Here is a 14,645-nt window from a genome sequence, read left to right as displayed (position 1 = left end):
GGGGCTTTTTTTAATGAGAAAAGACCGCCGTCTTTCGAAAAATAGGATGAAATCTTCCTCTGAATCAAGTAAAATGGCTGTTAGTATTTGTCTGAATAAACAGTCAATGATATGGGGGAAGCGAATCAATGCAAGCTGAACAAACATCAAATGCCGTCATCAAAATGGTCATTTCCATGGTCATTTTCGGATCAATCGGCTTTTTCTCGGAACATACGAATGTGCCTTCAATTGAACTGGTCTTTGTGAGATGTCTGTGCGCCTCATTGTTTCTGGGCGTTTGCTGGTTTGGTTCCGGACGGTATCGCACCGAACAATGGAACCGGCGTGAGGTGCTGCAGACACTGGCCTGCGGATTTTTTCTCGTGCTGAACTGGGTGTTTTTATTTAAATCATTTGAGGAGACATCAGTGACGATAGCGATTTCCGTTTATCATCTGGCTCCGGTTCTCGTCCTTCTTCTAGGGAGCCTTATATATCGGGAGAAACTGCATATTGTGTCCGTCACTTCCATCGTGATTTGTTTTCTGGGCACCGCCCTGATTTCCGGCATCAACGGAAGTACATCATTTTCTCAGCTGATGGGATCGGGTATTATTTGGGCCGTGCTGGCCGCCCTTTTTTACGCCTTTACGACACTGGCCGGGAAAGGTATCAACAGTCTCAGCCCATACGCCGTCACCTGTTTGCAGACCGGATTGGGCGTTATCATTCTTCTTCCGTTCGTCCGTTTCGGCGCTTTTTCTGATTTGTCGCATGTGAATTGGATCATGATTGTGTCAACCGGTATCATTCATACGGGAATTGTGTATTTGCTCTTTTTTGACAGCTTGCGGTTTTTATCCACCCGGTTTATTTCAATCATCGTATTTCTTGATCCGGCGGTGGCGATTGTGCTTGACACCGTATTTACGGGATTTCGCCCCGACCTTTATCAATCTTTGGGGATTGTATTGATTTTTGCGGGAATGGCGCTGTCCCTGATTCGAAAGCAAAAAGCCGTGCCGTCGGAAACTCAGGCAGACAGCACCCGTATATAGGCGGCCGTACCGGCTGCTTTTTTTATTTTGGGGCTATTCAGCCATAACGAAAAAGCAGACAAACAGATCATGGAAAAAGAGGATAGTAATTGTATAATACTTCTTGTGTTTACAATTTAAGAGATTAAAGGAGTGAAGGGCATGATAAACAAGACGCGTCATCTCGCTTTCTTGGCTGCACTCGGCTTTGCGCTTTGTCTGGCCATCGTATGTTCCGTATCAAAGCAGGCAGAAGCGGCAGCGGCTTATCCGGATGTGATGCAGGGACTTACCGGATTCGCGGGAAATGCGAAGGATCATAACGGAAAAGCAAAATCCGCCGTATCGGGAGGCCAGGGCGGCCCCGTCGTCTACGTCAGCAATCTCAATGATTTGAAAAACAATGCGGGCGGAACGGATCGCAAAACCATCGTCATCACAAGTGATATTTCTTCCCCGGGTAAAGCCGTTGTGACAGTCGGCGCCAATAAAACCATCGTCGGCTCTTATACCAGCCACAGGCTGACCAACATCTATCTGACCACCGGCTCCGGCTCAAACAATGTGATTTTCAAAAATCTCATTATCAGCCATAGTGCCGCCATTACAGGCAACAACGACATTCCGATGTACATAGCGAACGGACAGAATTACTGGATTGACCACGTGTGGTTTGAAGGACACAGCTACAATCCGAACAGCCGCAGCGATTTGGGAAAGCTTCTGTATGTCGGCGCCAAAGCGGATTTTGTGACGCTGTCTAACTCTAAATTCACAGACCATCTGTACGGTCTGATTCTCGGTTATCCGAATGATGATAACGAAGGACGCAATTATATCGGCTATCCGCATATGACGATCACCAACAACTATTTTAATAACGTCTATGTGCGTTCACCGGGCCTGATGAGATACGGCTATTTTCACGCGAAAAACAACTATGTGACCAATTTCAATTTAGGATTCACCATTCATACAAACGCGACTGTCTTCTCAGAAGCCAACTATTTCGGTAACGGAAATGAAAAAGGCGGAATGATAGACGACTACGGGACCGCCCAATTCACCGACATCGGTTCATTCCCGTCGCTCAAAGCCCCGAAATCACCGCGCACCGGCTGGAATCCGAGATCAAATTACAGCTACGGCACGCTTTCAGCCCAGGACGCCAAAAACTTCGCCCAATCCTACGCGGGAGCGCAAAATACAAATCTCCGCTATCCATAATACGAAAAACCGCCGGCAGCCGGCGGTTTTTTTATATGAATAAAAGGTTCAAAATTCCTATAATCCTTAAAATAACCTTAAATACCTAGGAAAATATTGATAAACAATTTCAATAATATTACTATTGTTAAGCCTAAATTACAAAAGAAGGAGGAGAACCTATGAAAATAGGAAAAAAGAACAAGTGGAAAAAGTGGCTGGCCGGCACTCTTGCGGCAACGCTGATGATTTCCATTGCGCCTGCCGATGTGTTTGCGGCAGAAACGCGTGATAAACAAGTTCAAGCGAAAACCGCCGCCATTCCGGCCGCAGACCCGGAAAAAGATCTTCCGGCGGAAAAAGCATCTGAGCAGATGCCTTTTGATCAAAAAGATATCAATCAAGACGGTGAGATCACGTCTGAAAGAACTGAGAATTCAAAGCTTTACTATGAAGGCGAGGGTGTGTACAAACAGGAAATCTACACAGACCCCATTCATACGAAAGAAACCGCCAATGCGGACTGGGAAGACGTTTCTCCTGAATTGAAAACCGGCTCAAAGGAAGTCGGGACGGAAAATACAGTGCTGAACTCCGATTTTCTGAAGCAAATGAAAAACGGATTATACGCTACATTTGAACACGATGATCATAAGCTCACATACTCATTAACCGGCGCAAAAGGCCCCGATCAGGCTGCAATTACTCCGACAGATGCCTCAGCAAAAGTAAGGGAAGACAGCAACGAGCTTACGTATCAGCAAGTGTTTCCTGCAATTGATTTACAAACCTACACATTTAACGAAAACATAAAAGAAGACCTTGTGCTTCACAAATATGAAGGCTACAATTCCTTCACCTTTCAAATCAAAACCGACCTGCAGGCTAAAGAACAGGAAGACGGCTCGATCGCGTTTTCTGATGATAAAGACAATGTCGTCTACACCGTGCCGAAGCCCTTTATGACCGACTCAGATCTCGACGAAAAGTCAGGTGAAGTCAACAGGTCAGAAGATGTCAGCTTCAAACTTGAAAAAAACAGCGAAGGCTACTTGCTCCATGTAACGGCCGATGAAAAATGGCTGAAAGATCCCAAGCGGGTTTATCCGGTATCTATTGACCCTTCAACATCAGTATCTGTGTCATCCGATACCTTTGTCATGAGCGCGTACCCGACGACAAACTACTCTGCCGCATCGCAGAAATGGGATGCCGGATTGAAAGCGTACGTGCTGAAAACTGGATATTATGACGGTTCAACCGGAACGAACTACGCTTTTATGAAGTTTGATAATCTAAAGCCGATCAAAAACATGACGGTGACGAAAGCGACGCTCAAAGCATACACAGCCCACTCCTATTACGGATCAAAGGCGACGGGGCTTTGGCTCGACACCGTTAACAGCAATTACGACAATGCCAAGATTACGTGGAAGAACAAGCCGGGCTCCAAAAACATCGGCAAAGCCGAGGTCTATAAAGGCCAATGGGCAAGCTTCGATGTCACCTCCGCAGTCAAGTCGTGGAATAGCGGCGGCGCCAATTACGGCTTTAAGCTTCACGCAAACGGCAACGGAAAAGAATATTGGAAGAAACTGATGTCATCAGCAAACTCTGCTAAAAAACCATACATTGAAGTGACATACACGATTCCGAAGGCGGACACGCCGTCTGTCAAAGCGTATCATAACGGAGATTCGACAGGATTTTTCAATATCAGCTGGAAAAAAGCTGAAGGCGCCAAAAGCTATAAAGTGTGGCTTTATAACGGGAAAGAATATCAAGCCATTCCGGTCGGCAATGCAACCTCTTGGAGCACAAGAGGAAAAAAGATTTGGCCGACAAAAGCGGAAATCGACTCCGGCAAATATAAGCTGCATACAGACGGAAAAGGCGGAAGTGAATTAGCGCTTAATCCTTCGCCGGTCTATAAAAACTCCGGCGGCAGCTATCCGGCAAGTAAAAATTACTGGGTCGCGGTCAGCGCGGTGTTTGACCAAGGAGAAGGCGCCATGTCTGCGGCCGCCAAGCCCGTCATTCCGAATATTGGCAGAGTTCAGAGACCGAGCACGAAAGGCTTTAATAACAACAACGCCACAGGCTGGTTTGATCTTTCCTGGAAAGCCGTATCAGGCGCTGCCGGGTATAAAATGCAAGTTTATAACGGCAAAAGCTTTGAAACGCTTGACCTCGGAAATAAAACATCCTGGTCCACAAAAAATCAAAACATCTGGCCGACAAAGGCGGAAATCAGCGCCGGAAAATATGCGCTTCACCTGAAAGACAAAAAAGGCGCGGAATTGCCAATCAACCCGGGCTCTGTTTATAAAAACGCCGGCGGAGATGCGAACCGGAAAACCTACGGATTTAAAGTCATTGCCTATAACAAAGACGGAGAAGCGATCGCCTCACCGGAAGCGAGTCCGGCGCTGCCTGATATCGCAAAGCCGAAAAACCTGACAGGCTACGTCTATACGAACACGAAATCCAGCCAAACGGGTTATGTCAATCTCATATGGGATAAGGTGAAAAACGCCAAAGGCTACAAAATCAACATCTACAACGGAAAAGACTATCAATCATACGATATCGGTGATACCGATCATTGGACGACCCAAAACAAACACATCTGGCCTTCAGCCGATGAAGTGAAAGCGGGAAGATTCCAGCTTCACACGGACGGAAAGGGCGGCGAACTGGCGCTTGACCCTTCACCTGTTTACGAAAACGCAAACGGCAATTACAAAGGGAAGAAGAACTATTCCTTTACGCTGACCGCCTATGACGCAAACGGTGACAGCATACCGACGGCACCTTTTAACCCTGTTTTCCATGAAGGGGCGGAATTCCTCGGAACGGAAGAATTCTGGTCTATTATCGACATTCCGGACGGACAGCTGAACGGCGCAACGGGAAATGTCATCGTCAATGAAGAAGATATGTCAATCGACGGACGCGGACCGGGGCTCGGACTCTCCCGGACCTTCAACAGCCTTGACAGCTCTGACCATATGTTCGGCCAAGGCTGGTATGCCGATGCGGAAACGTCGATTCTTTCTGAAGACGGCAGAGCCGTTTATATTGATGAGGACGCGACAACACATGTCTTCACGAAAAAATCTGACGGCACGTATCAGCCGCCGACGGGCGTTTATCTCGAACTGACGGAAACAAGCGATCAATTTGTATTAAAAACAAAAGATCAGACGAACGCTTATTTCAGCAAAAAAGGCGGCAAGCTCCAAAAAATCGTTGACGGACACAACAACACAACCGTATACGAGTATAACGACAGCAATCAGCTGACCGCCATAACAGACGCATCAGGGCGCAAGCTGACATTTACCTATGATGAAAACGGCCATGTCACATCTCTTACAGGGCCGAAAAACAAAAAGATTTCGTATTCATATGACAAAGACCTTCTCAAAAAGGTGACGGATACTGACGGCAGCGTCACAAGCTATGACTACGATGACGAGGGGCGCCTCGTCAAGCAGTATTCCGCAAACAGCACGGATGACAAACCGCTGTTCACTGAATACCAATATAGCGGCCACCGCCTGGCCAAAGCCGTCAATGCGAAAAAAGAAACGTACGACTACAGCTATGACGCGGACAAAAAAACGCTGCTCATGACGCAGCCGAACGGCCGCCAAGTGCAGTACGGCTATAATGAGGCGGGCAACCCGATTCAAATGATCGATGATGCCGAAGGGCTGAAAATCACGACCAACACTGTATACGAAGGCAACAACGTCATTCAGGACACCGATCCGAACGACGCGGATACGGGCAAAGCGACAGAAAGCTATCAATATGATAAAGACGGCAACGTCACAGCCGTAAAAGACAACTACGGCACCGAAACGTATCAGTACAACAAAAACAATGACGTAACGAAAATGAAGGACACCGAGGGGAACGTCACTGATATTGCGTACGACGGACTGGATGCCGTTTCTGAGACGGATCAAAGCGGAAAATCCTCATCCGCCGCCGTTTATGACAAGTATGGGAATCTCATTCAATCAAGCAAAGAGCTGGCAGCTTCGGCAAGCCTGCTGAAAGACGGCAGCTTTGAAGGAACAAAGCTGGGCTGGAATCTCACCGCTACGAGAGACAGCGGAAGTATTGCATCTGTAAAAGCAAGAAGCGGCGCGCTGTCCGGACAAAAAGCACTGGAGATCTCCTCACAATCCGCTTCAGCCGGAACAGAGCACGGCCATGCGTCCGCAACGCAGGAAGTGCAGCTTGAGCCGAATACGACGTATACACTCAGCGGCCAGATCAAAACGGATCTGACAAAGGCAAGAGCGTATTTCAACATTGATCTGCGTGACAAAGACCAAAAACGCATTCAATGGATTCACAATGAATCAGGCGCATTAGCCGGAAAGAATGACTGGACGAAACGGCAGATCACCTTTACAACACCGGCCAATGCAGGAAAAGCCATCGTCTATATGGAAGTGGACCATAACGACAAGGACGGCAAAGGAAAAGCGTGGTTTGATCAGGTTCAGCTGGAAAAAGGCGAAGTCTCTTCAAGCTATAACCCGGTGCAAAACAGCAGTTTCACGGCTAAAGCAGACGGCTGGAGCACAAGCGGAGCCGCCGCTGACCTTGATGAAGGCTTCGATGATGACAGCTCATTAAAAGCGTCCCGCACAAATGCATCACAAGCCAATGCGGCCGCAAAACAAACCGTTACATTAGGCCAAAGCGCGGACGATAAGCCGGTATATATCACGCTGACAGGAATGTCCAAGGCTGACGGTGTAAAATTAACGAACGACAATGATTACGCTCTTCAGGCCGGCGTCACTTATGCGGACGGAACGACGGGCGTCTACACCGCCAAATTCCCGCAGGGGACCCAAGAATGGAACCGGGCAGCGGCAGTCATTCCGAAAACAAAGCCGATCAATAAAATCGAAATCAGCATTCTGTTCCAAAAAAGCGCCATAGGAACGGCGTGGTTTGATGATATCCGTTTAATCGAAGGAAGCATCCTGACGAAAAACACCTATGACGAAAAAGGAAACTACGTCACAAAAGAAGAAGACGAACTAGGTTATGCAAGCACTGCTTCATATGACGAGACTGGCAAGAAAACATCTGAAACCGACGCGAAAGGCGAAACAACCGCCTACGAATACGATCAGGCCGACCAGCTGACAAAGCTGACCCTGTCAAACGGCACATCCATCCTTCACAGCTATGACAAGGAAGGAAATGAGCTGACAAAAACGATTCGGGCCGGCACGGACCAGACCTATCAATATGAATATGACGTCATGGGCAAGCTCGTCAAAACAACCGACCCGCTCGGCAATGTACTGAAGAGTGAATATGACGCCAACAGTAACTTGACGAAAACCGTTTCCGCCAACGGCAATGAAGTGTCGCTGACCTATGACGGCACCGATCGGGTTAAGTCAAAAGCGTATAACGGCACTGAAAAATATAACTTTACCTATGACAAAAACGGCAATGAAACGTCGGTCACAAACAAAGAACAAAATACAACGAAAAAACGCACCTTTGACAACAAAAACCGCCTGACCGAATTAACCGACCGCGGCGGCAGCCAAAGCTGGACGTATCCGGCTGATTCGGATAAGCTGAAAAGATTCTCATGGAGCCACGGCGGCCAAAAAGGAACAAACAGCTTTACGTACAACAAACTTGATCAAATGATTGAAATGAAAGACGGCACTTCAGCCTATACATTTGATTATGATGAAAACGGCAATGTCCAGACATTCATCAGCGGCAATGAAGTCGGCACGAGTTTTTCATATGATGAGCGGAATCTCGTCAGCTCTCTTCATATCGGAGCCAAAAACGGCGGCAGCATCTTCCGGGAAAGCTATGAATATGACGCCAACGGCAACCGCACGGTCATCGACAGCTCAGCGGGCGGAAAGGTGCAGTACGAATACGGCAAGCTCAACCAGCTCGTCAAAGAAACACATGAAGACGGCACCGTCATTCAATATACGTACGACGGCTTCGGCAACCGGACAAACGTCACTACCACAAAGGACGGCGCAAGCAAATCAGTCAACGCATCCTTCAACATCATGAACCAGCTGACGAAGGTGAATGACGAAGACCTGTCCTATGATAAAAACGGCAACCGCACATCCGACGGCAAATTCACATATACGTGGGATGCAGAAGATAACCTGACCGCCGTTACCAAAAAAGGCGAAGACAAGCCATTCGCAACATATAAGTATGACGAAAAAGGAAACAGAATCCAAAAAACCGTCAACGGAAAAGTCACGAACTACTTCTACGACGGAGACAGCTTGAACGTCTTGTATGAAACAGACGCGGACAACAACGTCACAAAATCATACACGTACGGGGACAGCGGCCAGCTGTTATCCTACACAGAAAATGGCAAGAAATATTTCTATCACTACAACGCACACGGCGACGTCATCGCGATCTCAGACAGCACCGGAAAAACGGTTGCCAAATATCAGTACGACGCATGGGGAAATCCAACAAAAACCGAAGCAAGCGATGAAGTAAAAGACAACCGCTACCGCTACGCAGGCTACCAATACGACGAAGAAACCGGCCTGTACTACCTCATGGCCCGCTACTACGAGCCAAGAAACGGCGTGTTCCTCTCACTTGACCCAGACCCGGGCAGCGATGGCGACTCATTGGATCAGAATGGGTATGCTTATGGAAATAATAACCCTGTGATGAATGTTGACCCTGATGGGCATTGGGTTTGGCTTGTGGTAAATGCTGGATTTGCAGCCTATGATGGGTACAAGGCATATAAATCAGGTAAAGGGTGGAAAGGTGCTGCTTGGGCAGCTGCTTCTAACTTTGGGCCCGGGAAAGTGTTTAAAGGTGCTAAGAAGGCTTTAGGATTTGCGAAGGCCGCCAAGAAGTATTTAAAACCTGGTAAATACGCTAGAAGGTCAATTCCTGCAAGAAGTACAAGTAGCAGGTTAAATAAAAAGGAAAGAAGAGTATTAAACAAAATTGGGAATAAATATGGCTGTCATACTTGTGGTAGAAGGCACCCTGGAACTAAAAGCAGAAATTGGATTGCAGATCACCAACCAGTATCAAAATTAAGGAAGAAAGGCCAGCGACAAAGGCTATATCCTCATTGTCAAACTTGTTCACGAAAACAAGGAGGATATACTAGTGCTATTCTAAGAAAAAGACATCAACGGAGGTGAGGCTGTTGGGTGGAAAAAAAGAAGCCATTCTCGCATTGCTTAACGATTCATTCAATAAGGAAGAGTTTCCGTTTCTTGATAATGAGAATTTTGACTTCGCAAAAGGGAAGCTTTCGATTTTTATTGAAAGAGATAACTGGCTTTTAACGTTTCAGCTGTTTGGATTGTCGAGATTGGGACCAGCTATTGATTTTTATGCGGTAGGTAATCAATTAACAAATAATGAAGTAAGTTTTTTAGATGATGAACCGTTTTTATTTGCAGATGAAAAAGGAAATTTTCTGGAATTGGAAGATGTAGAATCGGGTTTTACAAGTAAACAAATCAATGTGTCTCTTAGAGAGAAAACATTTCAATTTTTTATTGAGCAGGAAATAAAAGATAAGATTTCCCCAAAGAATGAATGGATTACATGTTTGAGGCATATGACCAAAAATAGATTATTTCTTGACACACTTTGGCTGACGAAACAAGAACAACTGGAAATAGCGGGTCTCTCTTCGGAGTATGAACAATTGTATTCAACAGAATTATGGATGCATCCAGAAGGAGAAAAAGATTTGCCTAGTTTGTCTCCTTTCTTTCAATCAATTGCCGAAGCAATTTCCCGTCAAGAGATAGCATATATTCAAAAACATGCTGATGGTAACACAGAGTGGCCAAAATGGGCACACGCAGATTCTGTTCAATACTTTTGAAGATATTATAGACATGCAGTAATTGGAAATAATCCGTTATATATTAAATAAATTATTATGTGGAAGATAAAATATAAAAATAATTTAATAAGGAGAATGAATTTTGATTAAAAGTAAAGAAATTCTTAGCCTATTAGATGATGAATTTAGTGAATTAAACCGACCAATTTTTGAATGGCGTGAATCTAATTATGTTGGGAGTAAATGTACCTTATTAAGATTAAATGATGACAATTGGTTACTGGCAATTCATTGCTTCGAAGTAGATTCTAAAGGACCTTTTCTGGCTATTCATACCTATAGTAACTGTTTTTCAGACAACTACAAATCGATAATAATTGATGACTTCGCCTTAAAGACTGAAGCAGGTGAGAAAATAACATATCGTGAAAGTGATTTTCAACAATTAAGCGAAGTAGTGGAAATTGAAATTAAAGAGTCTCGTTATTGCGTAAATATTCACCAAAGAAATGAATTCCAAAAGAGTACAAAAGAAAGGGCTTGGAAAACTTATTTCAGGAATTTGTTTGAGGATGCTTCTTTTAGAGAGGCGCTTTGGATAAAGCCAAACAAACTATTAAATATACTGGATCTAAAAAGCGAAGCAGAAGGAGTGTTCGAAACAGAGGATTGGGAATATCCTGATTACCTAACAGATCCAAGCCAATTAATTTCTTTTCAATCATTTGCGCAATATCTTGAAAAAGGCGCAGGTTCAGTTGATCTAGGTGAAGTAAATAACAACTGGAGGGAGTGGGAGGATTACGATATAGAGTGAGTTGATGAAGGAACCCTTTTTTAACCTCTGCGCTTACAGAATTCAAACACGATATTATTCAGGATATGAGCGGTATGAAATAGAAAAGAAAGAAGGCCGTTCTATTGGGTTATTGGGAAGAAGAATATAAAAACAAGAAAGTGTTATTGAGTGATGAAGGCTTAGATATATGTTTTGATGCGGTAGAAAAATTTTGTGAACGATATAAGAGGGATCTGGATAGAGAACCGATATTAGAAGAATTCTTAGCAACTTTAGTTACCGTTATGAATACAAATGGAGATTCTTCTTTCACGGAGTTAGTTGATAAGCGAATAGTAGAAATAAAGGCAACGACCAGGAAAGCGAAATCAATAGCTAAAGTAGTACCGGGAGCTGTTATTAAATACCTTTGGATAAGATCGGGAAGTATACTTATGCTTGGGTTATTGAAGGTGATCTATCAAAAAATAAAGACGATGACATTCTTATTCAGTACTATAATATTTTTACTGAAAATACTCTGAGAAGAAGTTATTCGTCTAATGAAAGAAGAAAATAAGAAAATATTTGCGGCAAATACCGGGTATACAGGTTTTCTTCAAGGGGATTGGACAGTAATATCCAAGATGCCTCAAGAGATAATAGAGAAAAACAGTAATTCTCAACTAAAATTTGTTTTATATGAAGACGGTAAATATCTCATAAGTGAAGGCGATTCATTTGCATCAGAAGATGAATTAGCAGAGGCAGATGAGAAAACAGGCAAGAACATCCCTAACCCATTGGGTATATTTGGACATTCATCTGTAGAATCTATTCTTTATAAATATTTTGAAGGGATGACAATGGAGGAAATCATAAAGTATGAATTGTAAAAGACAGATTTCTTACATTCGCTTGTACAGATACTGACAGTAGTAAATGTTCTGAGTTCTGAACGAGGTGTAATATGAAAAAAATCAACCTGAATTCTATTACACAGAAAGAGATCTTACAAATAGAAAAACAATTTGAACGAATAGCATTAAATAAAATAAGAAACAATCAAGAAAAGTTTAGAAAAATGGGTTTGAAAATTGAAGCTGCTTTTGGAAGAGTCGGACACGAAAAAGAAATAGGAAAAGAAGTACGGCCCTCAGATTGTTTTGAGAGTACCTATAATTCATTGATATTTTTTTCTGCAGCTTATTTGGACGGCACCGACTTTCACGATAATGAAGACGGCTATTGTGTAGACCACTTAGATATATGGGTTTGTGAAAAAAAGTTGTTTTCAGGTAAAGCTGGATATTTATCAGATCTAGAAAGTGATGAAGAAATCGCAAAAGAAATTCAAAACAAGATAAATGAATTGTACTTAGAAGCGGCAGAAATGATTGAAATGTTAAATGAATCCTAGTCTATTAATGTAAGAGAGGTTCTCAGCCTCTCTTTTCACCCAAAACGAGGAGGCAGCATGGCTAAAATTAGAGATGATTGTCTGGAACTTGACATAACACCGAGAAGGTATCAAGAGGCGGAGGATGATCCTTTTATCTCAACAATGTTTGAACTGTTAGAACATAATAAAGTAATCGCTCGCGATTACTCCGCCGCTTTATTAGAAAGTGAATATAAAATGCTGATATCAGGGATTGAAGCATTATTAGCAGGGAATCAAGATAGGATACGTTTAGAAACAATTGAACCATTTTTTATTTTGAGTATTGATAAAGAAAACGAATATTACAGATTTATAATTAGATTTGTGGAAAATCATTCAAATACAACTTTCTATAAATTGAACTGTAATGAAGAAAAGCTAGAATTTTTCGTGAAGACTTTAAAATCAGATCTCAAAGACACAAAAAATCCTCCAAAACGTCCTTAGGAGATAAACAATGTACAAAACAATAATTGATTGGGTTGATTATATAGATGAGGGGTGCGCTGTCCTTCATTTTGATTTTAATGTGTTTAAAAAAGAACTTTCACTTGATATTAAGGTTTTTGAAAAAGAAAGTGAATATACACATAAAATATTATTTCAAAATGTAGCATCTGTTTATTTTAGCGCAGATATTGGCGATATGAGATTAGAAAAAATAGATCCCGAAGAATACAATTGGCAAGTATTTGAGATGAGTTATCATCCGGAAGGAATCGGAAATCTATCAAATTCTGTAATTCCGGAGTATCAATCAAATGCTAACTTTCTCATTGACATGAACAGAATGCTGATTGCTATAGAAGCTGAAACCGTTCGCTTTGACGACCAATCATTTTATACGTATCGTTCGAAGTCATAAATAAACAAATAAGAGAGGTTCTCAGCCTCTCTTTTCTTACATAACAAAAACCGTTCTCGGAGGTAATATGAGCAGTCCTTTACATTTACAAAAAGAATCATTGGGGGCTATAGGGAATCTGGATGTGATTAATCTACTGAAATACAACTCAATATATTCGTGTGATCTAGTGAGTAAAGATACTTTTTCTCAATTAATGAATGACTTACAATTCGAAACAGCTCTTATAGAAGTAATGGCATCCCCTTCTTTTACTGAAGAATGGAAGAAGAGGGTTGAAAAGAAAATAATAAATATGATTCTGTATCGAAAAAGCTAATTCATATTGAATGTGTCCTGACCAAAGAAGAATTGATGGCAGATCACTTATTGGATGAATTATATTTTTTAGCATCAATCAATGACTTTGTTGTTATAATAGCAAACCCTTCCAAAAATAAGTCCTACATGAACCTGAACACTCTAAAAGTTGATGTAAACACTGAGTATAATGAAAAAATCATTTGGTTTGAATACGATGCAGCAGATTTATATATCATTGATTAATTTGATATAAATTCCAAAGTCTTAATCAACGGAGTGTTGCTGATGTTAGAACTTACTGCGGAGCGGGTTGGTTCATATGAAAGGGAAAATATCATTTATTTCAATGTGGGCAGGGATGATCAGTTATTTATTGTGTCTGTGCATGATCACAAAATAATATTAGAGGTTATGAAAGGAAGCTCTCTTTTAATCAAAAAAGAGTTATGCGGCTTTTCTGAAGATGCCCATTTCTATCTGATTGATTCGTATAATGACACAATCGTGATCGTTTACCTGGAAAATCATACGTGTCAATTGGCCGCATACTGCGTAAACAGTAATAAAATCAATCCGATTTGTTCTTTTCTATTAAGCGCCAATGTATTTCATCTGGGTGAGGATGGATTTATGGATCGGATTAACGGACGAGGGTATGTATGATGAGAGAAACCCTCAAGGGAAAGCGATATTTGCTTTTCATGCAGAAGACAGAACGTTTTATTTTGAGGATGATTTTAAAGAAATGATGCACGAATGCTATGCCGTACAATCGATCAAATCTGATTTGTATGTATGTTTCGAGGGAGAGGATTGCTGTGTCATCGGGCATTATCAGATTGGACGGGACAGAATTCGTACTGTTGCAGAATATGTGCTAAACGGAGATCAATACTCCTATTGTGACCAGCTGTCCGTTTCGAAAAATAGAGTGTTGCTGATACAGAATCATGAGGATAACGTATTTGCATTTCATGAAGAGAGCAAAGGGTTATCAGAGGCTGACGTCATGATACATGGTATTGATAGAAAAGAAGAAACAGCGTACAGAGCCGTTCAGAACCGCATTTTTATCTTTAATGGTAACGATTTATATTTGGTAAAGTTTTGATACTTCTGTGCAGCATGAAAATATCCTCTAAGGAAGTACC

At 42.6% G+C, this 14,645-nt stretch carries 11 protein-coding genes and 1 pseudogene; all 12 read left to right on the top strand.

Features of this window, described 5'->3' with window-relative positions; all coding sequences use genetic code 11:
* Nucleotides 1–128: 128 nt before the first annotated feature.
* The 12 genes and pseudogenes from NYE38_RS19310 to NYE38_RS19255 all read left to right on the top strand — a co-directional run bounded on the left by NYE38_RS19310 (nucleotide 129) and on the right by NYE38_RS19255 (nucleotide 14,605).
* Nucleotides 129–1,040 carry a DMT family transporter gene (locus tag NYE38_RS19310; protein ID WP_017418569.1) on the top strand — a complete coding sequence of 304 codons (912 nt, stop codon included), beginning with the start codon at nucleotides 129–131 and terminating at the stop codon, nucleotides 1,038–1,040.
* Nucleotides 1,041–1,181: 141 nt separating this feature from the next.
* A complete protein-coding gene (locus NYE38_RS19305; protein WP_224443432.1) occupies nucleotides 1,182–2,246 on the top strand; it encodes a pectate lyase in 1,065 nt (354 codons plus the stop codon).
* 161 nt (nucleotides 2,247–2,407) lie between these two features.
* Nucleotides 2,408–9,445 (top strand): DNRLRE domain-containing protein, encoded by a 7,038-nt coding sequence (locus tag NYE38_RS19300; protein WP_340801665.1) that lies wholly within the window; start codon nucleotides 2,408–2,410, stop codon nucleotides 9,443–9,445.
* Nucleotides 9,446–9,450: 5 nt separating this feature from the next.
* Nucleotides 9,451–10,143: a hypothetical protein gene (locus NYE38_RS19295; protein ID WP_017418571.1), complete on the top strand. Its 693-nt coding sequence runs from the start codon at nucleotides 9,451–9,453 to the stop codon at nucleotides 10,141–10,143.
* Between the two features lie 103 nt (nucleotides 10,144–10,246).
* Complete coding sequence (locus tag NYE38_RS19290) at nucleotides 10,247–10,921, top strand: hypothetical protein (RefSeq protein ID WP_017418572.1); 675 nt, start codon at nucleotides 10,247–10,249, stop codon at nucleotides 10,919–10,921.
* A gap of 104 nt (nucleotides 10,922–11,025) precedes the next feature.
* Complete coding sequence (locus NYE38_RS19285) at nucleotides 11,026–11,427, top strand: hypothetical protein (RefSeq protein WP_017418573.1); 402 nt, start codon at nucleotides 11,026–11,028, stop codon at nucleotides 11,425–11,427.
* 18 nt (nucleotides 11,428–11,445) lie between these two features.
* The gene (locus tag NYE38_RS19280) at nucleotides 11,446–11,778 is read left to right on the top strand and encodes a hypothetical protein (RefSeq protein WP_224443211.1); all 333 of its coding nucleotides are present in this window, start codon (nucleotides 11,446–11,448) and stop codon (nucleotides 11,776–11,778) included.
* Between the two features lie 74 nt (nucleotides 11,779–11,852).
* Complete coding sequence (locus NYE38_RS19275; RefSeq protein ID WP_017418575.1) at nucleotides 11,853–12,302, top strand: hypothetical protein; 450 nt, start codon at nucleotides 11,853–11,855, stop codon at nucleotides 12,300–12,302.
* A 57-nt stretch (nucleotides 12,303–12,359) separates the two neighbouring features.
* Nucleotides 12,360–12,773, top strand: a complete 414-nt coding sequence (locus tag NYE38_RS19270; RefSeq protein ID WP_017418576.1) for a hypothetical protein — start codon at nucleotides 12,360–12,362, stop codon at nucleotides 12,771–12,773.
* Between the two features lie 10 nt (nucleotides 12,774–12,783).
* Nucleotides 12,784–13,191 (top strand): hypothetical protein, encoded by a 408-nt coding sequence (locus tag NYE38_RS19265; protein ID WP_021494695.1) that lies wholly within the window; start codon nucleotides 12,784–12,786, stop codon nucleotides 13,189–13,191.
* Between the two features lie 67 nt (nucleotides 13,192–13,258).
* On the top strand, nucleotides 13,259–13,510 hold the full coding sequence (locus tag NYE38_RS19260) for a hypothetical protein (RefSeq protein WP_223204390.1): 252 nt from the start codon (nucleotides 13,259–13,261) through the stop codon (nucleotides 13,508–13,510).
* A 269-nt stretch (nucleotides 13,511–13,779) separates the two neighbouring features.
* A pseudogene (locus NYE38_RS19255) lies at nucleotides 13,780–14,605 on the top strand (hypothetical protein).
* Nucleotides 14,606–14,645: the final 40 nt, after the last annotated feature.

The sequence above is a fragment of the Bacillus sp. EU63 genome (genome assembly GCF_038592915.1).
GTDB classification, from domain to species: domain Bacteria; phylum Bacillota; class Bacilli; order Bacillales; family Bacillaceae; genus Bacillus; species Bacillus velezensis.
This window is presented reverse-complemented; position numbering and strand designations above follow the sequence as displayed.

Coding starts and splice junctions, on each gene's coding strand:
- NYE38_RS19305 (WP_224443432.1), top strand. CDS start 1,182: ATGATAAACAAGACGCGTCATCTCGCTTTCTTGGCTGCACTCGGCTTT.
- NYE38_RS19260 (WP_223204390.1), top strand. CDS start 13,259: ATGAGCAGTCCTTTACATTTACAAAAAGAATCATTGGGGGCTATAGGG.
- NYE38_RS19265 (WP_021494695.1), top strand. CDS start 12,784: ATGTACAAAACAATAATTGATTGGGTTGATTATATAGATGAGGGGTGC.
- NYE38_RS19275 (WP_017418575.1), top strand. CDS start 11,853: ATGAAAAAAATCAACCTGAATTCTATTACACAGAAAGAGATCTTACAA.
- NYE38_RS19270 (WP_017418576.1), top strand. CDS start 12,360: ATGGCTAAAATTAGAGATGATTGTCTGGAACTTGACATAACACCGAGA.
- NYE38_RS19310 (WP_017418569.1), top strand. CDS start 129: ATGCAAGCTGAACAAACATCAAATGCCGTCATCAAAATGGTCATTTCC.
- NYE38_RS19280 (WP_224443211.1), top strand. CDS start 11,446: ATGAAAGAAGAAAATAAGAAAATATTTGCGGCAAATACCGGGTATACA.
- NYE38_RS19300 (WP_340801665.1), top strand. CDS start 2,408: ATGAAAATAGGAAAAAAGAACAAGTGGAAAAAGTGGCTGGCCGGCACT.